This window comes from Klebsiella quasipneumoniae subsp. quasipneumoniae (assembly GCF_020525925.1).
Lineage (GTDB): Bacteria > Pseudomonadota > Gammaproteobacteria > Enterobacterales > Enterobacteriaceae > Klebsiella > Klebsiella quasipneumoniae.
The window spans coordinates 977,111-997,493 of sequence record NZ_CP084876.1 but is presented as its reverse complement, the minus strand read 5'-3'; the positions used below and the strand labels follow the sequence as shown (position 1 = coordinate 997,493).

General features: G+C 62.1%; 23 protein-coding genes and 3 tRNA genes. 5 read left to right on the top strand and 21 right to left on the bottom strand.

Annotated elements, in window-relative coordinates:
* Nucleotides 1-173: 173 nt before the first annotated feature.
* Nucleotides 174-1,379, top strand: a complete 1,206-nt coding sequence (gene csdA / locus LGM20_RS05020; protein WP_023290862.1) for a cysteine desulfurase CsdA — start codon at nucleotides 174-176, stop codon at nucleotides 1,377-1,379.
* Nucleotides 1,379-1,816: a cysteine desulfurase sulfur acceptor subunit CsdE gene (gene csdE, locus LGM20_RS05015; protein ID WP_023290863.1), complete on the top strand. Its 438-nt coding sequence runs from the start codon at nucleotides 1,379-1,381 to the stop codon at nucleotides 1,814-1,816. The genes csdA and csdE overlap by 1 nt, the downstream gene beginning before the upstream one ends.
* 130 nt (nucleotides 1,817-1,946) lie before the next feature.
* Here the strand turns inward: csdE and tcdA are convergent, their stop codons facing one another.
* Together tcdA and mltA are read right to left on the bottom strand one after the other, a co-directional pair.
* A complete protein-coding gene (gene tcdA / locus LGM20_RS05010) occupies nucleotides 1,947-2,756 on the bottom strand; it encodes a tRNA cyclic N6-threonylcarbamoyladenosine(37) synthase TcdA (RefSeq protein ID WP_044524565.1) in 810 nt (269 codons plus the stop codon).
* Between the two features lie 105 nt (nucleotides 2,757-2,861).
* Nucleotides 2,862-3,959, bottom strand: coding sequence for a murein transglycosylase A (mltA, locus tag LGM20_RS05005; RefSeq protein WP_008806279.1), 1,098 nt, complete (start codon nucleotides 3,957-3,959; stop codon nucleotides 2,862-2,864).
* Between the two features lie 210 nt (nucleotides 3,960-4,169).
* On the opposite strand from mltA, the gene LGM20_RS05000 reads away from it, so the two are divergent.
* The 3 genes from LGM20_RS05000 (at nucleotide 4,170) to LGM20_RS04990 (ending at nucleotide 4,465) form a co-directional block, all read left to right on the top strand.
* Nucleotides 4,170-4,246: transfer RNA gene (locus LGM20_RS05000), tRNA-Met, on the top strand.
* A 33-nt stretch (nucleotides 4,247-4,279) separates the two neighbouring features.
* Nucleotides 4,280-4,356: transfer RNA gene (locus LGM20_RS04995), tRNA-Met, on the top strand.
* A 32-nt stretch (nucleotides 4,357-4,388) separates the two neighbouring features.
* Nucleotides 4,389-4,465, top strand: a tRNA-Met gene (locus LGM20_RS04990).
* A gap of 96 nt (nucleotides 4,466-4,561) precedes the next feature.
* Here LGM20_RS04990 and cobT read toward each other — a convergent pair.
* The 19 genes from cobT to LGM20_RS04895 form a co-directional block, all read right to left on the bottom strand.
* Entirely contained in the window at nucleotides 4,562-5,617 is a 1,056-nt protein-coding gene (gene cobT / locus LGM20_RS04985; RefSeq protein ID WP_044524576.1) for a nicotinate-nucleotide--dimethylbenzimidazole phosphoribosyltransferase, read from the bottom strand.
* A gap of 74 nt (nucleotides 5,618-5,691) precedes the next feature.
* A complete protein-coding gene (gene cobU, locus LGM20_RS04980; RefSeq protein ID WP_044524577.1) occupies nucleotides 5,692-6,237 on the bottom strand; it encodes a bifunctional adenosylcobinamide kinase/adenosylcobinamide-phosphate guanylyltransferase in 546 nt (181 codons plus the stop codon).
* Nucleotides 6,231-7,754: a cobyric acid synthase gene (locus LGM20_RS04975; RefSeq protein ID WP_044524578.1), complete on the bottom strand. Its 1,524-nt coding sequence runs from the start codon at nucleotides 7,752-7,754 to the stop codon at nucleotides 6,231-6,233. Before LGM20_RS04975 ends, cobU begins: the two co-directional genes overlap by 7 nt.
* The gene (locus tag LGM20_RS04970; RefSeq protein WP_044524580.1) at nucleotides 7,751-8,566 is read right to left on the bottom strand and encodes an energy-coupling factor ABC transporter ATP-binding protein; all 816 of its coding nucleotides are present in this window, start codon (nucleotides 8,564-8,566) and stop codon (nucleotides 7,751-7,753) included. Before LGM20_RS04970 ends, LGM20_RS04975 begins: the two co-directional genes overlap by 4 nt.
* Nucleotides 8,567-8,574: 8 nt before the next feature.
* Entirely contained in the window at nucleotides 8,575-9,252 is a 678-nt protein-coding gene (locus LGM20_RS04965) for an energy-coupling factor ABC transporter transmembrane protein (RefSeq protein WP_044524581.1), read from the bottom strand.
* Complete coding sequence (locus tag LGM20_RS04960) at nucleotides 9,239-9,520, bottom strand: energy-coupling factor ABC transporter substrate-binding protein (protein WP_004105092.1); 282 nt, start codon at nucleotides 9,518-9,520, stop codon at nucleotides 9,239-9,241. Before LGM20_RS04960 ends, LGM20_RS04965 begins: the two co-directional genes overlap by 14 nt.
* A gap of 1 nt (nucleotide 9,521) precedes the next feature.
* Nucleotides 9,522-10,259 carry a cobalt ECF transporter S component CbiM gene (gene cbiM, locus LGM20_RS04955; protein ID WP_023290867.1) on the bottom strand — a complete coding sequence of 246 codons (738 nt, stop codon included), beginning with the start codon at nucleotides 10,257-10,259 and terminating at the stop codon, nucleotides 9,522-9,524.
* Nucleotides 10,256-10,969 carry a cobalt-factor II C(20)-methyltransferase gene (locus LGM20_RS04950; RefSeq protein ID WP_044524583.1) on the bottom strand — a complete coding sequence of 238 codons (714 nt, stop codon included), beginning with the start codon at nucleotides 10,967-10,969 and terminating at the stop codon, nucleotides 10,256-10,258. Before LGM20_RS04950 ends, cbiM begins: the two co-directional genes overlap by 4 nt.
* Nucleotides 10,966-11,760, bottom strand: coding sequence for a sirohydrochlorin cobaltochelatase (cbiK, locus tag LGM20_RS04945; protein WP_044524585.1), 795 nt, complete (start codon nucleotides 11,758-11,760; stop codon nucleotides 10,966-10,968). The genes LGM20_RS04950 and cbiK overlap by 4 nt, the downstream gene beginning before the upstream one ends.
* A gap of 10 nt (nucleotides 11,761-11,770) precedes the next feature.
* Nucleotides 11,771-12,556, bottom strand: a complete 786-nt coding sequence (locus LGM20_RS04940) for a cobalt-precorrin-6A reductase (RefSeq protein ID WP_044524586.1) — start codon at nucleotides 12,554-12,556, stop codon at nucleotides 11,771-11,773.
* Nucleotides 12,553-13,278, bottom strand: a complete 726-nt coding sequence (locus LGM20_RS04935; protein ID WP_004105101.1) for a precorrin-3B C(17)-methyltransferase — start codon at nucleotides 13,276-13,278, stop codon at nucleotides 12,553-12,555. Before LGM20_RS04935 ends, LGM20_RS04940 begins: the two co-directional genes overlap by 4 nt.
* Entirely contained in the window at nucleotides 13,278-14,333 is a 1,056-nt protein-coding gene (gene cbiG, locus LGM20_RS04930; protein WP_044524588.1) for a cobalt-precorrin 5A hydrolase, read from the bottom strand. Before cbiG ends, LGM20_RS04935 begins: the two co-directional genes overlap by 1 nt.
* Entirely contained in the window at nucleotides 14,314-15,087 is a 774-nt protein-coding gene (locus LGM20_RS04925; RefSeq protein WP_044524589.1) for a cobalt-precorrin-4 methyltransferase, read from the bottom strand. The genes cbiG and LGM20_RS04925 overlap by 20 nt, the downstream gene beginning before the upstream one ends.
* Nucleotides 15,080-15,649 (bottom strand): decarboxylating cobalt-precorrin-6B (C(15))-methyltransferase, encoded by a 570-nt coding sequence (locus LGM20_RS04920; protein WP_032453946.1) that lies wholly within the window; start codon nucleotides 15,647-15,649, stop codon nucleotides 15,080-15,082. The genes LGM20_RS04925 and LGM20_RS04920 overlap by 8 nt, the downstream gene beginning before the upstream one ends.
* Nucleotides 15,639-16,244 (bottom strand): cobalt-precorrin-7 (C(5))-methyltransferase, encoded by a 606-nt coding sequence (locus LGM20_RS04915; protein ID WP_044524590.1) that lies wholly within the window; start codon nucleotides 16,242-16,244, stop codon nucleotides 15,639-15,641. The genes LGM20_RS04920 and LGM20_RS04915 overlap by 11 nt, the downstream gene beginning before the upstream one ends.
* Nucleotides 16,238-17,377: a cobalt-precorrin-5B (C(1))-methyltransferase CbiD gene (gene cbiD, locus LGM20_RS04910; RefSeq protein WP_044524592.1), complete on the bottom strand. Its 1,140-nt coding sequence runs from the start codon at nucleotides 17,375-17,377 to the stop codon at nucleotides 16,238-16,240. Before cbiD ends, LGM20_RS04915 begins: the two co-directional genes overlap by 7 nt.
* A complete protein-coding gene (locus tag LGM20_RS04905) occupies nucleotides 17,374-18,006 on the bottom strand; it encodes a cobalt-precorrin-8 methylmutase (RefSeq protein ID WP_004133657.1) in 633 nt (210 codons plus the stop codon). The genes cbiD and LGM20_RS04905 overlap by 4 nt, the downstream gene beginning before the upstream one ends.
* Nucleotides 18,007-18,016: 10 nt before the next feature.
* On the bottom strand, nucleotides 18,017-18,976 hold the full coding sequence (gene cbiB / locus LGM20_RS04900; protein WP_044524594.1) for an adenosylcobinamide-phosphate synthase CbiB: 960 nt from the start codon (nucleotides 18,974-18,976) through the stop codon (nucleotides 18,017-18,019).
* Nucleotides 18,973-20,352 carry a cobyrinate a,c-diamide synthase gene (locus LGM20_RS04895; RefSeq protein WP_044524595.1) on the bottom strand — a complete coding sequence of 460 codons (1,380 nt, stop codon included), beginning with the start codon at nucleotides 20,350-20,352 and terminating at the stop codon, nucleotides 18,973-18,975. Before LGM20_RS04895 ends, cbiB begins: the two co-directional genes overlap by 4 nt.
* Between the last annotated feature and the right edge of the window lie 31 nt (nucleotides 20,353-20,383).

Below are 20,383 nucleotides of genomic sequence, written 5' to 3'. Positions count from 1 at the left end.
ATTTATACTATTCGTGACTCGTTAAGTAATAGGTTAAAACACAAACCCAACACTTTTCAGCATAACCCTCTTTGCCCCATGTGGAGTCACATTCGGACAATTCCACAGGACGCAGAGGCCTTGTCACGCCCGGCAAATTGCGCGACGATCGCGGTATTGATACGAGGAATTCCATGAACGCATTCAACCCTGCGCACTTTCGCGCGCAGTTTCCGGCTCTGGCCGACGCCGGCGTCTATCTCGACAGCGCGGCGACGGCGCTCAAACCGCTGGCGGTGATCGACGCCAGCGACCAGTTTTATCGCCTGAGCGCCGGCAACGTCCACCGCAGTCAATTCGCCGCCGCCCAGCGGCTGACCGAGCGCTATGAGGCGGCCCGCGAGCGCGTGGCGGCGTGGCTGAACGCCCCCTCCGGCAAAGATATCGTCTGGACGCGGGGGACCACGGAGGCCATCAATATGGTGGCGCAGAGCTACGTCCGGCCGCGCCTGCAGCCTGGCGATGAAATTATCGTCAGCGAAGCCGAGCATCATGCCAACCTCGTGCCCTGGCTGATGGTGGCCGGGCAGACCGGCGCCAGAGTGGTCAAGCTGCCGCTTGGCGCCGACCGGCTGCCGGATATCGCCAGCCTCGGCGCGCTCATCACCCCGCGCAGCCGGGTGCTGGCCATCGGGCAGATGTCCAACGTCACCGGCGGCTGCCCGGACCTGGCGCAGGCCATCCGCCTTGCTCACGCCGCCGGAATGGTGGTGATGGTCGATGGCGCCCAGGGGGCAGTGCATTTCCCCGCGGACGTGCAGGCGCTGGATATCGATTTTTACGCCTTTTCCGGCCATAAGCTGTATGGCCCGACCGGGATCGGCGCCCTGTACGGTAAAAGCGAACTGCTGGCGGCGATGTCGCCCTGGCTCGGCGGCGGGAAGATGATCGCCGAGGTCAGCTTTGACGGCTTTACGCCGCAGCCGGCGCCCTATGGCCTTGAGGCCGGTACGCCCAATGTCGCCGGGGTGATTGGCCTGAGCGCCGCGCTGGAGTGGCTGGCGCAGAGCGATATCGGCCAGGCGGAAAACTGGAGCCGCAGTCTGGCGAGCCTGGCGGAAGAGGCGCTGGCGAAACGGCCAGGCTTCCGCTCTTTCCGCTGCCAGCAGTCAAGCCTGCTCGCCTTTGAGTTCGACGGTATTCATCACAGCGATCTGGTGACGCTGCTGGCGGAGTCCGGCATTGCCCTGCGCGCCGGGCAACACTGCGCCCAGCCGCTGCTGGCGGCCTTAGGGGTCAGCGGCACGCTGCGGGCCTCTTTCGCCCCCTACAATACCCAAGACGATGTTGCGGCGCTGGTCCACGCGGTGGATCGCGCTCTGGAAATTCTGGTGGATTAATGACAACTCTGCATCCCTTCGGCACGACCATTACCGACGCCACGCTGCGCCAGACCTTTGCCCCGCTGAACCAGTGGGAGGATAAATATCGGCAGCTGATTTTATTGGGCAAAAAGCTGCCGACGCTGACCGATGAGCGCAAAGCGCAGGCCCGGGAGATTGCCGGGTGTGAAAACCGCGTCTGGCTGGGCTATGAGGAGGATGCCGAAGGCAGGCTGCACTTCTTTGGCGACAGCGAAGGACGGATTGTGCGCGGTCTTTTAGCCGTACTCTTAACCGCCGTGGAAGGAAAAACCCGCGCCGGGATCCTGGCCGAGGATCCGCTGGCGCTGTTCGACGAGCTGGGGCTGCGCGGCCAGCTGAGCGCCTCGCGCAGCCAGGGGCTCAGCGCCCTGAGCGAAGCGGTGCTCGCCGCCGCCCGCGAGGTTGAGGTTTAAGCTCATCCGGGGGCGGCGCTTGACGCGCCTTGCCCGGGCTACGGGTTCGTGCGGTTTTGTCGCCCGGACAGGTGCCTCCGGAGAATTGTCTTGTAGCCCGGGTAAGGCGCCTGCGCCGCGACCCGGGAATTTACGCCGTCTGCCGCTCCGCCTTCGCCAGCATTTTCCTCAGCGCATGGGATACCGCGACAAAGCCAAAGGTCGCGGTCACCATCGTCGCCGCGCCAAACCCGGATGCGCAGTCCATCCGCTTCGGCCCCTCAGCGGTGCTTTTCATCGCGCAGACGCTGCCGTCCGCCTGCGGGTAGACCAGCGCTTCGGTAGAGAAGACGCAGTCCACGCCGAGCTTGCCTTTGCTGTTTTTCACCACCCCAAACTGGCTTTTCAGCCGCTCGCGCAGTTTGGCCGCCAGCGGATCCTGGATGGTTTTCGCCAGATCGGCGACCTGGATTTGCGTCGGATCGATTTGTCCGCCCGCGCCGCCGGTGGTGACCAGCGGCACCTTATGGCGACGACAGTAAGCGATTAACGCCGCTTTCGGCCGGACGCTATCGATGGCGTCGATGACGTAGCTGAAGCCGGCGCCCAGGTATTCCGCCACGTTTTCCGGGGTCACGAAATCATCCACTACCGTCACCCGACACTCCGGGTTGATCAGGCGAATACGCTCCGCCATCACTTCGGCTTTCGCCAGCCCGACGTTGCCGCTGAGGGCGTGGATCTGGCGGTTGGTATTGGTGACGCAGACATCGTCCATATCGATAAGGGTGATTGCCCCGATGCCGGTTCGCGCCAGCGCTTCCGCCGCCCACGAGCCGACCCCGCCGATGCCGACCACGCAGACGTGGGCGTCGGCAAAACATTGCAGCGCTTTTTCACCATATAAACGTGCCGTACCGCCAAAACGCTGGCGCCAGGCATCGCTGATTACAACAGACATATAACCTCAGAATTAGTGGACATTCCCGGGTCGCGGCGCAAGCGCCTTACCCGGGCTACCGTAGCCCCGGTAAGCGCAGCGCGACCGGGGAAAAGAACGTGAGTACTAGCCGCTAAAGACGTTGCCCGCGCCCGGGGCGTTTTTCAGCACCCATACGCGGCCATAGTGGTTATACCAGCCGGCACGGTGGCCTGCGTCAGGCCCAATGCCCTGATAGATGTCGAAATGCTGGCCTTTGATGGCCCCGCCAACATCGAGGGCGACCATCAGTCGCAGTTCGTATTGGCCGTTAAACTTGCCGTTATTATCCAGCAGAGGCACCTCGGCCAGCAAGGTGGTTCCCGGCGGAATAATCGACCGGTCGGAGGCCACCGAGGCGCGGCCAATCAGCGGCACGGCGCTGGCCCCTTTCACCGGCGCGAAAGACTGCGGTTTAAAGAACACGAACGACGGGTTCTGCTCCAGCAGCTCACGCACTTCCGCTTCGCTGTGCTTTTCACCCCACTCGCGGATCGCCTGCATCGACATATCTTCTTTCTTCACTTCCCCACGGTCGATCAGCACTTTGCCGATGCTGCGATAGGGCCAGCCGTTTTTCCCGGCATAGCTAAAGAAGTTGAGCGGCGAACCATCGCCAAAGTCGATATAACCGCTGCCCTGCACGTCCATGATGAAGTTATCCATCAGCGAGTTGCTGTACGCCAGCACATAGTTATCGCTCAGCGCGCCGGCATAAATGCTGGCGCGGGACGGCAGCTTGCCGCGCTTCGGCGGCATCCGGTAAATGGGGTACTGGAATTCGCCCTGGCGGGTGTGGCGCGCCTGCACCACCGGCGTGTAGTAGCCGGTAAACTGGACGTTGCCATAGTTGTCGGTGCCCTGCATCTGCCAGGCGTCGATGCCAAACTGGCGCAGCGTACGGGTGTCGCCGCCGGCGCGCAGCCACTCCTGCAGCGCGTTATAGACGTTGCTTTGGCTGTTATAGAGGCGCGGCGAAGCGTTACGAATTTGATTAACCTGCTCGGAGAAGTCGCCGGCATTGATCGGCGCCCCGACGGCATCCGGCTGGTTTACCAGTGAAAACGGCTGGGTGAACTTGCCATCGCTATATTGCTGACCGCGGTCGGTCGGTTTTGAGGAACAGGCGGCGAGCATGGCCAGCATTGCCCCCGTCGCTACATATTTTGCCCAACGTCCTTTCATGGTGTCTCATCTTTTGCTGCGAAGCCTTAGTGCGTGTTGAAGATAACAAAGCGCCGGGGCTATTGAAATGCGCGATCTCATCGATGGCACAGATTTGTGTAAAAAAACACCACAACATGGCGTTTTATAAGCCAATTCTTACAAAAATGTCGATTTGGTCGAAAAAAGGTTGCATCATCTCGCTAGCGGAGTATAGTGCGCTTCCACGGACGCGGGGTGGAGCAGCCTGGTAGCTCGTCGGGCTCATAACCCGAAGGTCGTCAGTTCAAATCTGGCCCCCGCAACCAATTAAAATTTGATGAAGTAAAGCAGTACGGTGACGCGGGGTGGAGCAGCCTGGTAGCTCGTCGGGCTCATAACCCGAAGGTCGTCGGTTCAAATCCGGCCCCCGCAACCAATCAAATTTGACAATGTGAAGCAGTACGGTGACGCGGGGTGGAGCAGCCTGGTAGCTCGTCGGGCTCATAACCCGAAGGTCGTCGGTTCAAATCCGGCCCCCGCAACCAACATTACAAACACCCTCCAGGGTGTTTTTTTGTTTCTGCGCTCCGCGAATCCGCTACAGAATTCCGGGAACGGCGCAGCGCCGCTCCCCCACCTTCTCAGCCCTTCGGCAACACAATATTGCTCGCCGCCAGCATCCCCATTTCGTGATACATCGCGCAGGCCGCTTCCACGATCGGCATCGCCAGCGCCGCGCCGCTGCCTTCGCCCAGGCGCATCCCCATGTTGAGATACGGTTCCAGCTCCAGGTGCGCCAGCGCGATACGCGCCCCCTTCTCCGCCGAATAGTGCGACGGGATAAGATAGGGTTTCACCTGCGGCGCCATTCGGCACGCCGCCAGCGCCGCGGCGTAGGAGAGGAAGCCATCGAGCACCACCGGCAGACCGCAGGAGGCCGCGCCCAGCATTACCCCCGTCATCCCCAATAAATCAAAACCGCCCACTTTCGCCAGCACGTCCAGACCATCATGCGGATCGGGGCGGTTAACGGCGATGGCTCGTCGTACCACCTCAACTTTATTGCCAACCTTCGCCAACGGCAGATTAGCGCCAATGCCTACCACCTCCTGGGCATCGCTGCCGGTCAGGACGCTGACGATTGCCGCCGCCGGGGTGGTATTGGCCATTCCGAGCTCCCCGACGCCAAACAGCGTGACGCCATCCTGCGCCAGCCCCCGGGTATAGCGCATCACCTCCAGCAGCAGCTCTTCCGCCTGGCTGCGGCGCATTGCCGGACCGACGGCGATATTGCCGCAGCCACGCGCCACGCGCATGTTGATGACGCCCGGTATCAGCTCGGCATCGATCCCGACATCAATCACGTGCATCTTCGCGCCCGCCTGCGCCGCCAGTACGCAAACGCCGGTTTTGCCCAGCGTCATATTCGCCGCCTGAATCGCGGTCACCGCTTTTGGCGAAATGGCGACCCCTTCGTCCCACACGCCGTGGTCGGCGCACATCACCAGCAGCGCCTTTTTTTTCACCTGCGGCACGCCGTCAAGACCGGGCATGCCCGCCAGCTGCACGGCAAGATCTTCAAGGCGTCCAAGGCTTCCGGGCGGTTTCAGCAGACCATCAATATGAAGCCGGGCGCGCGCCATCGCGTTTTCATCAGGCGCAGGGATCGCGCCCAGTAGAGAGGTTAAGCTTTGCATAGAGGTTCTCGTCTTGTTGGCTGACTCATAGCAGAGCCAGCAGGAAGAATAACGCCCGTTACGGCGCGCCTGGCCTATTTGATTTTTACGCCAATGCCCGACACCACCAGCCACACCTCGTCTGCCGCCGCCGCAAGGCGCTGGTTGACGCGTCCGGCGATATCGCGGAAATGGCGGGCAAGACGGTTTTCCGGCACAATCCCCATCCCTACCTCGTTGGTCACCAGCACCACGCGGGCCGGGCAGCGCTGGCAGGCGGCAATCAGTACCGCGATTTCGGCGTCGATCGCCCGCTCCATCGCCGCATAATCCCAGCCGTCCGGCGAGCTGTCGCCCCCCAGCGCAAACAGCAGGTTGGTCACCAGGGTGGTGATGCATTCCAGCAAAATCGCCTCCTCTGGGGCGATATCCGGGGTGATCAGCTCATCAAGCTGCTGCCAGCGCTCGGCGGTGCGCCAGTGCGCGGGCCTGCCGTCGCGGTGGTGCTGGATCCTCGCCGCCATCTCGTCATCAAAGACCTGCGAGGTGGCGATATACAGTACCTGCGGCGCATGGGCGATCAGCGCTTCGGCATGGCGGCTTTTACCGCTGCGCGCCCCGCCGGTCACTAAAGTCAGCATACGGGCTCCTGATGTTGACGCATGATGGCGTAGATTTTTTCGATATCGATATGCTGACGCATCGCGTCCGCCAGCAGATCGAACTGGCGCGATTTATACTGTGCATACACGAAATCGCTATCCAGCGCCGCCAGCCCTTTACGCTGGCGCAGGCCGTTAACCAGCGCGCGGGTAAAGGCATCGCTATCGAACAGGCCGTGCAGATAGGTGCCAAACGCCAGGCCGTCATCGCTGACCGCGCCGTCCGCCACGCTCAGGCCGCCTTTATGTAATTGCATCAGCGAACGACAGCCGTCGCGCAGCTCGGTTTCGCCCATATGAATTTCGTAGCCGCTTACCGCCAGCCCCGCCGTTGCCGCCAGCCACGCCGGCAGCGCCGGAGCCAGAGTCGCCGTGACCTGGGTCGTCGTTTTGCTGTGCGCAAAGTGGGTGACGGTATTGAGCAACCCCAGCCCCGGCTGGGTGCCAAGCCCCGACTCCACCTCATCGATAATGGTTTCGCCGAGCATCTGATAGCCGCCGCAGATCCCCAGCACCGGTACGCCCTGACGCCGGGCCTGCAGTACCGCATGCGCCATGCCGCTCTCGCGCAGCCAGCCCAGGTCGCCGAGCGTATTTTTACTGCCCGGCAGGATCACCATATCCACGCCCGCCAGCTCCTGCGGCTGGCGAACATAGCGGACGCGGACGTCCGGCTGCGCCGCCAGCGCGTTGAAATCGGTAAAATTAGAGATGTGCGGCACCTGAATCACGGCAATCTCAATATCGCGCCTGTCGGTGCGCAGATATTTCCCTTTTTGCAGCGCGACGCCGTCCTCATCTTCAAGATCGACGTCCAGCCACGGCATGACGCCGAGCACCGGGACGCCGGTGAGCGCTTCTATCTGCTCGATCCCGGAATACAGCAGCGCCACGTCGCCGCGAAATTTATTGATAATCACGCCCTTGACCCGCGCGCGCTCGCGATCGTGCAGCAGCGCGAGCGTGCCGTAGATAGAGGCGAAGACGCCGCCGCGATCGATATCCGCCACGAGGATCACCGGGCACTGGGCCATCTCGGCCATGCCCATATTGACGATATCGCGATCGCGCAGATTGATCTCCGCCGGACTGCCCGCCCCTTCCAGCACCAGCACATCATGTTCGGCGGCCAGGCTGTTATAAACCGCGAGGATCTGTTCCCGTAGGCGCGGTTTATATTCGTGATAGCTCACCGCGTCCATATCGGTCGCCACCTTGCCCATCAGCACCACCTGCGCTTTGCGGTCGCTGGTCGGCTTAAGCAGCACCGGGTTCATGCGCACGTCCGGCGCGATCCCCGCCGCTTCGGCCTGGAAAATCTGCGCGCGGCCCATCTCTTTGCCATCCGGCGTGATACCGGAATTGAGCGCCATATTCTGCGATTTAAACGGCGCGGTGCGCTGCCCGTCCTGATAAAAGATGCGGCACAGCCCCGCGACCAGCACGCTTTTGCCGACGTCAGAAGCGGTGCCCTGTAACATAATTGCCAGCGTCATGACGCCTCCTTAATCGCGTTGCTTCGCATCCGCGTAAAAAATTCTTCTTCGGTTTTACACAGCGGCAGCCCGAGCTGCGCGTGCAGTTTCACCAGCCACGGCTGGGTGAGCCCGGCCCGGGCCATCAGTTCGCTGCGGGCAAACACCTCCCCGGGTTCGCCGTGCGCCAGCACTTCGCCGCGGCGTAAGACGTAAACCGCATCGCTGATTTCATAGATCAGATCGATATCGTGGCTGGAGATCGCCACGTGGTTGCCCCGATCGGCAATACGCTTAATGATGTCGATCATCTGCGCGCGTCCCGAAGGATCGAGACCCGCCGTCGGCTCGTCGAGCAGTAAATAGCGCGCCTGCAGCACCAGCGCGCCGGCTATCGCCACGCGCTTTTTCTGCCCGTGGCTCAGGCACTGAATCGGCTGGTGACGAAACCCCTGGGCATCGACGAGAGTCAGGGCATCGTCCACCCGGCGGGCAATTTCCTCTTCCGCAACCCCCAGGTTCCGCAGGCTAAAGGCGATATCGCTATTGATATCGGTATAGAAAATCTGCTGGTCCGGGTCCTGGAAAACGGTCGCCACCTGCTGACGCAGCGCCAGCAGGCCGCGCTTGCTGTAGTCCAGCGGTTTTCCCTGCCATAGCACCGCCCCGCTCTGCGGGCGCAGCAGACCGCTCAGGTTCATAAACAGCGTGGATTTTCCGCAGCCGTTCGCCCCAACCAGTCCGGTCACGGCGTGATGGGAAAAATCCAGCGTCAGCCCCTTCAGCACCGGCTCGTCCTGATAGCGAAACCAGAGATCGGTCGTGGCAAGCATACTTATCCTTAAAGGTGAAAATCACCCTGATACAGTTTGATATCCAGCGTGGTGCTCATCTGCTGGTAGCGGATCATCACCCGGGTAAACAGCAGTCCTACCAGCATCGCCAGCGAACGATAGCCCTTCGGCACGCTACGGTAGCCAAAACGTAATGTTTGCGCACGGTGAATCGCCAGCGCTTCGTCTAACAGAATAAAAATAAAGCGCCAGGTCAGCAGGATTTGCTCGGTCAGCAGCCGCGGTACCCGTCCGCGCTTGAGCAGCAAAATAAGCTGCGGGAACGGCAGATTCAGCACCAGCCAGAAGGTGGACGCCAGCGCCGCCAGGCTGCGCCAGAAGGTCTGATTGGCGGTCGTCAACCCCTCCGACGTGATGCCCAGCCAGACGCTGCCCAGCGGCAGGCTCACCAGCAGATCCTGCGGATTGCGGCTAACGCTGAACAGAATAGTCAGCACACCGATCAGCAGGAAGCCAAACGGCAGCGCCATCCAACGGCACCAGCGCCACGGCGAGACCCGCAGCAGCCAGCAGGTTAAGGCGGCAATCAGCGCCATTTCGATACCCTGCCCCAGCGGAGGCAGGGTAAAAGCCAGCACCATCAGCAGCAGCCAGAACAGGAACTTGCGCTCCGGCGCGACGTGAAACCAGCGGCTCTGATAGCTGAGTCGCTCAAACCCGGTCATCACGGCGCTGTCTGCCTTTGCTGTAGCCCAGAATATAGAAAATGACCGCCGCGCCGAGAGAGCCCTGGAGCGTAAACAGCAGGCTCTCAATTTCTCCGCTCGCCGGTTCGTACAGCGGCTGGAACCACGGCTCATAATGCGGCGCGACCACCTGAATCTGGCTCTCCGCCTCGCCGTCTGAACCGCCGAATTCGCCGCCGTGATCGACAAAGAAGGGCAGGATCACCAGCGCCACCACCATGGCGAACAATATCAGCGTCTTTTTCATGTTAATGCCCCTGTGCGGTAATCAGCTGACGTTTGGTCAACTGGTCGTAGATCATGACGGTTAACAGCCCTTCAGCAATGGCGATCGGGATCTGCGTCAGGCAGAAGATCCCCATAAACTTGACGATCGATCCGCTCGCGCCAGCGGCGGGATCCGGGAAGGCCACGCCGAGCTGTACGGAGGTGACAAAGTAGGTCACCAGATCCGCCAGCATCGCGCAGAGAAACACCCCGACGTCGCGGCGAATGCCCGCGCGGCAGGCCATTTTCCACACCATATAGCCGACCACCGGCCCGATGACCGCCATCGACATGCCGTTCGCGCCGAGCGTCGTCAGCCCGCCGTGCGCCAGCAGCAGCGCCTGGAACAGCAGCACGATGGCGCCAAGGATCGCCACCACGCCAGGCCCGAAGAGAATCACCGCCAGGCCGACGCCGGTCGGGTGCGAACAGCTGCCGGTGACGGAAGGAATTTTCAGCGCCGAGAGGACAAAAATAAACGCCCCGCACAGCGCCAGCAGCACCTTCTGATTGTTATCTTCCTGCACAATGCGGCGCAGGCGCACCAGCCCGTACCACAGGCAGGGTAAAAACAGCAGCCACCATGCCAGGGCCCACATCGGCGGTAAAAACCCCTCCATGATGTGCATCGCGAAAGCCTTTTCGGGAACCACTATCAGCAATAGCGCCGCAGCTAACCCGCTGAAAGACAGCTGTTTTAGCTGTTGTTCAAGTTTCATTCTGCATACTCCCACTGTTTATTGACCAGAATGGTCGAGAAATAGGGCAGCGGCTGGTCGTCGCTGACGTCATTGAGATGGCGCCAGCACTGCTCGCCCGGCAGCGTGGCTTCGGACATCATCAGCGCGGCATCCAGCAGACCGTTTTTCGCCAGCAGCGCTTTGATGCGGGGAAACCGCCCGTACACTTTCATCAGCACCAGGCTTTCATGCTGGCGCAGCGCCTGCTCGATTTCCGTTTCCGGCGCGGTGCAGGAGATCACCGCCAGCGATTGCTGCTCCATGGCCAGCGGCGTTTTTGAACGCGCGGCAATGGCGGCGAAAGAGGTGACGCCAGGAACAATCTCCAGCCACTCCGGGCAGCCGATACGCTGGAGTAAGAACACCCAGGTGCTGAACAGCATGGCGTCGCCGAGGGTAATAAACCCGACCTGCTTGCCCGCTTCCACTTCCTGAACCAGCGCCGCGGCAACCTCATCCCACACCGCCTCTTTTTCCGCGCTGTCGGCGCTCATCGGGAAATGGCAGCAGCGCACTTCGGTCCGTTCGCCGATATACTCGCGCACGATGGAGAGCGCGAGGCTGTCGCCGCCTTTACGTCCGGCGGGCGCGTAGAGAATGTCCAGCTTGCCCAGCACCCGCGCCGCGCGCACGGTGATCAGGTCGGCGGCGCCAGGGCCGGTACTTAAGGCATACAGTTTGCCGCTCATGCCGCCTCCTCCATTGCCAGGCTCAGCGCCTGCTGCAGGTGAGCGACGAACATTGCGCGCACCGCCGGATTCTCTCCCAGCCCGTTCAGCCAGGGCGTTGCCGTGATACCGGCGGCGTTGAACAGCGTTTTCCAGGAGTCCTCTTCGTCCGAGGCCATATCGTTAATGGCGTGATCGCCGGCCACCAGCATCAGCGGCATCAGGTGCACGCCCTTCACCCCCTGCTGGCGCAGGCTATCGATAAGAATATCGACTTCCGGATAGCTCTCGACCGCGCCGACCCGCGCCGGAAATCCCTTCGCCGTCATCATATGATCCAGACAGGCGTAGGCGGCGAAAGCGTGATGGCTGGCGCCGTGGCCCATAAAGACCACCGTTTCATCGGCAGCAAGCGGCGGCATCTGCTGGCGCAGCGCCTGCATCAGCTGGACATAATCGTTATGGCTGCTCAGCAGCGGCGCCCCCAGCGTCAGGCGGAGGAACAGCGGGCGCAGGCTTTGCACTTCGCGGACGATCTTTTCATACTCATCGCCGTTGATAATGTGCAGCGACTGAATCGCCACATCCTGGTAGCCCTGCTCGGCCAGCTTCTGTAATGCCTGCAGCGGCGTATCAATCTCGATACCGTCGCGCTGCTTGAGCTTGCGGATAATCATCCCGGAGGTGAAGGCGCGAAAGGTGTCGCGGTCCGGGCAGCTGGCCGCCAGCTCGCGCTCGCAGGCGACGATATTCTTTTCACAGGTGTCGTGATAGCTGGTGCCAAAACTGACCACCAGAAGCGCTTTTTTCATTTCGGACTCCTTAAGCAGCGGCCAGCCAGCGCGCTAAGCGCCGGGCAAAGGCAGCCTGACTTTCCAGTAACTCTTCACCCGTCACCAGCGGCGCCGGGCGCGTAATCACGATGCAGGGGATACCGGCATCCAGACAGGGTTGTACTTTTTCCTGATAGCCGCCTTCGGCGCCGGAGGCTTTGGTGATCACCACGTCGGCCCGGCACTGGCGGTAGAAAGCGGCGTTGAATTCGGCGCTGAACGGCCCGCACAGGGCGAAAATCTCGCCAACGCCAAACCCCAGCGCGGCGCATTGGGCGATGACATCGGCGACCGGCAACACCCGGGCCAGCAGCGTTTTGTCGCCTAATCCCGCCCGCCAGCGCGCCAGATCTTTACTTCCCGTGGTGAGTAGCACGCGCTGGCCGAAATGCCGCGCCACCTCGCAGGCTTGTTCAATGCTCTCCACGGTATAGAGCAGCGGATGCGTCAGGCCGCTCAGCTGCTCTGGGCGCTGATAGCGGCTCAGCAGCACGCCGGCGGTTTCACAGGCCCGGACGATATTGCGGCTTACCGCTTCGGCGTAGGGGTGCGAAGCATCGATCACCCAGCGGGTCCGGTTAGCTTTCAGCCAGGCGATCATCTCCTCCAGCTCGAGGCGCCCGCAGCGCACCTGGCCGCGAATATCCCCCGCCAGCTGCTGGCCGGTGGGGGTCGCCACCGACAGGGTGTAGGGGACCTGCGCCGCGTCAAGCTGCTGACACAGCGCCCTCGCGTCGCTGGTTCCGCCCATCACCAGCACCTCGCCGTGGCTCACAGCACGTAGCCTCGCGGGGTGATCATCAGGCCATCCTGGATATACGTCGCTTTGTTGCCGACGATCACCAGGCTGGTCATATCGACCGGTGCAAAATCCATCTCCCCCAGGGTGGTCAGCCATTTCTCCTGTTTTTTACGTCCGGCGGATTTCACGACTCCCACCGGGGTCTGCGCGCTTTTACTTGCCGACAGCAGCTCAAAGGCGCGCGCCAGATGGCCCTCGCGGCCGCGGCTGCGCGGGTTGTAAAAACAGATCACGAAGTCGGCTTCCCCGGCGGCGACAATGCGCTTTTCAATCACCGGCCACGGGGTCAGCAGATCGCTGAGGCTGATATGGCAGAAGTCGTGCATCAGCGGCGCGCCCAGCAGCGAGGCGGCGGCAATGCTGGCGGTCATTCCCGGGATCAGGCGGACTTCCACATCCAGCTTCTGCTTGCTGACCAGTTCGAGCACCAGTCCGGCCATGCCGTAAATACCGGCATCGCCGCTGCTGATCAGCGCCACGTTATGCCCGGCCTGCGCCAGCTCAATCGCCGCCTGGCAGCGCTCAATCTCTTTGCACATTCCGGTTTTGATCACCTGCTTATCGCCGGTAAAGGCTTTCACCAGGTGCGTGTAGGTCTTATAGCCAACGACGATTTCCGCCGCCTGCAGCGCTTCAATGGCCTCCATGGTCATCATGGACTGCGAGCCAGGGCCGATTCCGATTACGCTTAACATCAGTGTGAAACTCCCAAAGTAATAGTGACGCCCTGTTCGCGCAGGGTTTCGCCTAACAGTTGCCCATGGCTCAGCAGCCAGGCCGCCGGACCGGATACGCTCCCCACGCCGACGGTTTTTCTGACGAACGATGAAGCGGGAAAGTGATGCTCATGCTCGCGCAGGGCATCAGCGGGAAAGGTTTCGAACGGTACGCGACAGCAGGAAGCCAGCTGAATCAGCCCCTGCTCGTGCTTCTTCAACGTGACGCTGCCGATAGCTTTCAGCGCCAGCGGATCCAGGCGCTGCGCCTCAAGCTGGCGCGCCAGCAGCGCCGCTAATAGCGGGAATGGCGTATCGCGGCGGCAGCCAATTCCGGCGACCACCCGCTGCGGCACCAGTTTCCAGTGCGGCACGGCGATCGGCGGCAGTTCGTTGCGCAGCGTGACGCAGACCAGCGCGTCCAGCTCGGGAAGCTGGTGCAGATCGGTCACGGTGATAAACCCCCGCCGGTCGCAGTGGCGGACGTCTTCATCCAGTTCGTCGTCCCACCACAGGCCGACGCGGTGATGGCTGACCAGCATCTGGTTGACGGTTTTCACCGCCGCGCGGAAGTCGCTCATCCGGGCATTAAGCTGGAATGCCAGGGTATCCAGGGCCGCCATCTCGTTGACGTCGGTGGCGGTGGTGATCACCGGGTCGGCGCCGAGCATCCCGGCCAGATAGCGGCTGAGGGCATTCGCGCCCCCCGCATGGCCGGAAAGCAGGCTAATGACGTGCTGGCCGCGTTCGTCGATCACCACCACGGCCGGATCGCTGAACTTATCATTGACCAGCGGGGCCAGCACGCGTACCGCGATCCCGGTGGCGCCGATGAAAATCAGCGCCGAATAGCTGCTGAAGGCCTCGCGCGCGGCGCTGGCAAAACCGTTTTCAAAGGGGAGAAAACCCTCTTCCAGCAGCTTCTCGCTGGTAAAGCAGGTTAACGGCAGCATCGCCGCCAGCCGTTTCGCCAGCCGAATGCCCCCTGGCGTCAGGCAGAAAAGCGCGATTGATTCAGGCTTTACGGTATTCATGGCTAAAGTCCGCCGCGTAGAGTTTTGAGTAGTGATACTCAGCGCCCAGGAAATTCCCGACCAGAATGAGCGCCGTTTTGCGGATCCCCGCCTCGCGTACCTTGTCGCCGATATCCGCCAGCGTACCGCGTACGGTCTGGCTTTCCGGCCAGGTCGCTTTATAGATCACCGCCACCGGCGTGGTTGCCGGATAGCCGCCTTCAATCAGGCGCTCCGCTACCCGGTGAATGCGCTGCACGGAAAGGTAAATCGCCATTGAAGTCTGGTGGCTGGCAAATGATTCAAGCTGCTCGCGCGCCGGTACCGGCGTGCGCCCTTCAAGGCGGGTGATGATCAGGCTCTGGGAGACTTCCGGCACGGTGTACTCGACGCCCAGCTCCGCCGCCGCGCCCAGAAACGCGCTGACGCCCGGCACCACCTGCCAGTCGATACCGCGTTTGGTGAGCTCTTCGCCCTGCTCGCGGACCGAGCCGTACAGCGACACGTCCCCGGTCTGTAAACGCACCACCGTTTTCCCGGCTTTAACGCCGGCTTCCATCAGGTCGAGAATTTGCTCCAGATGCAGTTCGGCGCTGTCGTGACACTCCGCCCCAGGCGGGCAGTACTCCAGCAGCGCGGTGTTTATCAGCGACCCGGCGTAGATCACCACCTGGGCCTGCTGCAGCAAGCGGTAGCCCTTGAGGGTAATCAGCTCACGGTCGCCCGGCCCTGCGCCAACGAACCACACACAACGGGGGTCAAATGTCTCAGCCATGGTTTTCTTCCTTCTGACAGGCGATAACAAAAACGGGATTATTCGGTTTGAAATAGTGGCCGCTGCCCAGAGAGGTCAGCGATGAAACGTTCAGCTGCAGGCAATCAACCTGTTCGATTCCCTTCAGCCGCAGATAGTCGAGAGCGGCGTTCAGGTTCTCCTGCAGGATAAAGGTCATCACCAGGCGACCGCCGGGGTAGAGCTGCTGCCACGACCAGTCAATCAGTTCGTCGAGGCGGCCGCCGCTGCCGCCCATAAAAATGGCGTCGGCCCGCTCGGTCATCACCATCGGCGCTTCGCCGGGCAGGATCTCAATATTGCCGCAGGTGAAATGCTGGCGGTTTTCGTCCAGCAGCCGGAGAGCCGCGGGGTTGCGTTCGATGGCGGTTACCTGCAAAGAGGGATACTGCAGCGCCGCCTCAATCGACACGCTGCCGGTACCGGCGCCGATATCAATCAGGTGGCTTGCCCGGTGCAGTTCAAGTTTGGCCAGCGCCAGCGCGCGAACCGCCTCTTTGGTCATCGGCACCTTCTCGCCGCGCAGAAAAAGCTCATCTTTCATCGAGGATCACCACCGCGTTCATCTCATATTCGCCGTCGACCTCACTGACCGGTAGCCAGTGGATCCGCTCGTTATCCATCGCCAGATTTTCGCCAATCACCATCCAGCGATACCCTTTACCCCGCGCCGCCAGCTGGGCGGCGATTTCCCGCGGCCCACAGCGCCCGTCGGTCACCATCGCCACCTTGCGCTGACGCGCCAGCTCATCAAAACAGACGTCTCGCCCGTGGCTGCTGGTCAGCCAGATATCGTTCATATCAATACCGGCCTTCGCGCAGAGATACTGCACCGCGCTGATGCCGGGGATAATGCGCACGCGCTCGATGCCAAAGTGGGCGATCAGCCGCGTACCGATGCCGTAAAACAGCGGGTCGCCGGAGGCCAGCACCACCACCTTCTGCGCGTCGCGCTCGCCGATCCACTCCAGCAGTTCGGCGATATTGGCACCCAGCGCAAACCGTTCGCCGTCAAACTCAGGGAACTGCTGCAAATGCCGCTTACCGCCGACCAAAGCGTCTGCCGTCGCCACCGCCTCACGCGCCGCCGGCGTCATCAAATGCAGGCCTGACGGCCCCATGCCGACCACCGTTAACATGACATCTCCCGCGCAATCTCGGCCACCGGGCGATTGCTGCCGAGGACCTTGTTATCAAAGGAGAACATGATGGCGTCGCAGACGGGCGGCGTTTTGGTAAAGCGCAGCATCTGCATCACCCGCAGGCAGATGCGTTCAGCAAGATGGTTATAGATAGGCTGAAAACCGTACGCGTCGATGTGCTCCATCGCCGCTTCGGTGGTATCGCATTCGCTCACCAGCTGCAGCAGCGCCAACGGCGCTCCCAGCAGCGCCAGATGCGCGACCAGGGTTTCCATCCGCGCATCGGCGATATGGCTGTGGGTGTGGAAGATCCCGGCGGCGACTTTAATCAGCTTGCCGGGATGGCCAATCAGCACAATCTGACGGAACCCGAGGCGCACGGCCTCTTCAATCATGTAGCCGACGAAGTTGCTCATGGTGACCACCACCTGCGAGTCGATGCCCATCTGCTCGCGTACGAAGCGTTCACCGTGGTTGCCCGGCACCAGCACCACCCGCTCCAGCCCCGCCGCGCGCTTAATTTCCAGCTCCAGCGAAAGCGAACGCTTCCAGCTCTCTTCCGACATCGGCGTCACGATACCGGTGGTGCCGATAATCGAGATACCACCCAGGATCCCCAGCCGCGAGTTATAGGTTTTCTGCGCCCGCGCCTCGCCTTCCGGGGCGAAAATCTCTACCGTCGCCCCACGCGACGGGCCTATCGCTTCGCGCACCGCCGACTCAATGGTGTGGCGCGGGGTGCGGTTAATCGCCGGGCTGCCGATGGGCAGGCCGATCCCTTTGCGGGTGACCGTGCCGACGCCTTCGCCGCCGCGCAGGGTTATCTCGCCGGAGTCGTCGAGCGTCACGCGGGCGAAAATCAGCATCCCGTGGGTGGCGTCAACGTCATCGCCGCCGTCTTTACGAATCGCGGCGATCGCCTGCTGCCCTTCGACGTGCGGCGATTCGACGTTAAGGCACAGGGTGACGCCGGAAGGAGTCACAATGGAGACCTGATGAATGAGGTGCTGGCGCATCACCATCAGCGCCGCGACCTTTGCCGCCGCCGTCGCGCAGGATCCGGTGGTATAGCCTTTGCGCAGCGTCTTGCCGTTGTGCCACACCGGGGCGTCGAAGGATTGCTCGCTCATCTCGCCCCCTGTAAGTGGTACAGAATGGCGTTGACGATAGCGGCGGCGACGTTGCTGCCGCCTTTACGACCCAGCGCGGCAATGCCCGGCAGGCCGCTCTGCGTCAGGGCCTCTTTCGACTCCGCCGCGCCGACGAAGCCGACCGGCACGCCAATCACGCCGTTGACCGCGACATCATGCTCCAGCAGACGAAACAGCGCGGTGGGCGCATTGCCGAAAACAAACACCTTCTCGCCCTCTTCGGCAACCGCAATATCGACCGCCGCCATCGAGCGGGTCATCCCCTGCGCTTTGGCCTCCGCCACCACGCGCGGATCGCTGATATAGCAGCGGCACTCGCCGCCGAATTTCGCCAGCAGGGTTTTATTGATCCCGGAAAGGGCCATGGTGGTATCGGTATAAAGCGTGCAGGGCTGGCTCAGGGCGGCGCTTAAGCGAGGAAGCACGTCGGGAGAAAACCACAGGATATCCAGCCAGTCAAAATCGGCGGTGGTGTGGATCACCCGCTTGATAATGGCTTCGTGTAGCGGGCTGGCAAAGCGGTAGTCCGGGCGGGTCTGCGCAATAATGTCGCCAATAATGTCGAAGCTTTTCGCCTCAATCGCCTGCGGTTGCTGGATATAGTGCATTCATTTGTCCTCAGGCTGCGCCGACCAGCCAGAACCGGATCGCCATAAACAGCGCCAGCGCCAGGGTCGAAGACACCCACATCAGTCGAATCGTTCGGGAAATATCGTCTACGGAAATATCGCGCGTCGCCTCGCCAATCCACGGCTTCTCCACGCGCTGTCCAAAGTAATCGTTAGGGCCGCCAAGCCGGATGCCGAGCGCCCCGGCGACGGTGGCCTCCGACCATCCGCAGTTCGGGCTGCTGTGGTTGTAGCGGTCGCGCCAGCCGATGCGCAGCGCGCGGCCGCCCGCTTCACCGCAGAGGAAAGCGGCGAGGCTGATAAGCAGCCAGCTCAGGCGAGCGGGGATAAAGTTGGCGACATCATCGAGGCGGGCGCTGACCATGCCGATGGCCCGGTATTTTTCGTGCTTATAGCCGACCATCGAATCCAGGGTGTTGACCGCTTTATAGGCCATCGCCAGCGGCGCGCCGCCGAGCAGCAGGAAGAAGAGCGGCGCGATAATCCCGTCAACGGTGTTCTCCGCGACGGTTTCCACCACCGCGCGATTAATCTGCTGCGGCGCAAGCTGCGTCGTGTCGCGCCCGACAATCCATGAGAGTTTGACGCGGCTTTCCGCCAGATCCCCCGCGCGCAGCGGGCGCTCGACGTCCCGCGCCGACTGCGCCAGGCAGCGTCCGGCCAGCACGGTGAAAATCATCCAGACCTCAACCAGCCAGCCAAGCCACGGATGAATCCTCTGCGCCAGCGTCAGCACGCCCCAGCAGACGCTCCACGTTAGTCCGACCACAACTATCCACATCACCCCGCCGCCGACGCGCAGGGCGACATCGCTGCGGCAATAGCGGCGCACGCCGCGCTGAACGGCGGCGATCAGGCTGCCAATCCAGCGCACCGGATGCGGCCAGCTCTGCGGATCGCCGATGATAAAATCGAGGAGCCAGGCAACGCCCCATGCCAGCAGCGTCATAGCGCGCTCCTTGCCGCAGCCAGCCAGTGGTTGAGCATGGTGGGGCGCTGCGCAAAGTGCAGGTGCAGATAGCTGGCGAACGTGTTGCCCACCTGCCAGCCGCCGGACCACTGCTGAAGGGTCATACCGTCGCGGACCTTGCGGCAGGCCAGAACCGCCGGGGACTCGGGAGTAAAATCCGAGTAGTGAAATTCATGCCCGCGCAGGGTTTCGCCGGGCGCCGCCAGCAGCGTTTGCCGCATCGCCCGCGCCTCGCAGTAGCCAAAGCGGGTAAGCCGTTTGCCCATCTTGCTGTGGCCGGGGATCAGGTTGGCCATCGGATAGATGTCGCCGCTGGCGTCTTCCAGGGAGCTGCCGAGATACATCAAACCGCCGCATTCGGCGTAAATCGCCACCCCGCGCCGGTGCGCCTCCCGCAGCTGCGCCAGCATCGGCGTATTGGCCGCCAGCGCGGCAGCATGAATTTCCGGATAGCCGCCGCCGAGCCAAATCATCTGGCACGGTGGCAGCTCGCTATCGTGCAGCGGGCTGAAGCGCACGATATTCACTCCGCAGCGTTCAAGCAGCGAGAGGTTATCCGGGTAGTAAAAGTTGAAGGCCTCGTCGTCGGCCAGCGCCAGCGTCAGGCCCGCGCCAGCATCAGGAGACGGCAGCGCCGGCCACTCCCCGGCGGGCAGGATGGAGAGCTGGCTGAGGGTAAGAAGCTGTTCAATATCCAGCGTTTGCGCCAGCGTTTGGGCAAAATCGCGCCACGGCTGCTGATTGACCAGCGACTCGCGGGCGGTAACCAGCCCCAGATGGCGTTCGGGTAACGCCACCCCTTCCACTCGCGGTACGTAGCCGAGCACCGGCAGCCCGCAGTAGCGTTCAATGGCGCCTTTGAGAAGCTGATAATGGGATTCGCTGTTGACGCGGTTGACGATAACGCCGGCAATGTTGAGGCTGGGGTCGAAGTGTTGAAATCCCATCACCGTGGCGGCGATGGAGGTGGAAACCGCTTTGCCATCTACCAGCAAAATGACCGCACAGCCGAGCTGTTTAGCCATCGCGGCGGTGCTGCAGTAGCCAGGGTCGGTACCGAAGCCGTCATACAGCCCCATCACGCCCTCAATGACCGCGATATCCGCCCGCTGCATCTGTTCGCAAAATAGCGCGTTAAGCACCGGCTCCGGGAGCATAAAGCTGTCGAGGTTGCGGGAAGCGACGCCGCTGACGGCGGTGTGCCAGCCGGTGTCGAGGTAGTCCGGGCCGACTTTGCAGGGCTGAACCCGCATGCCGCGCTGCTTCAACAGGCTGAGCAGGCCAAGCGTGACCGTAGTTTTACCACAACCGCTGCCGGTACCTGCGAGAATGAATGCGTGCTGCCTGGCTGCCATACCCCGATCCTGTGCCGGGTGGTAGGGCTGC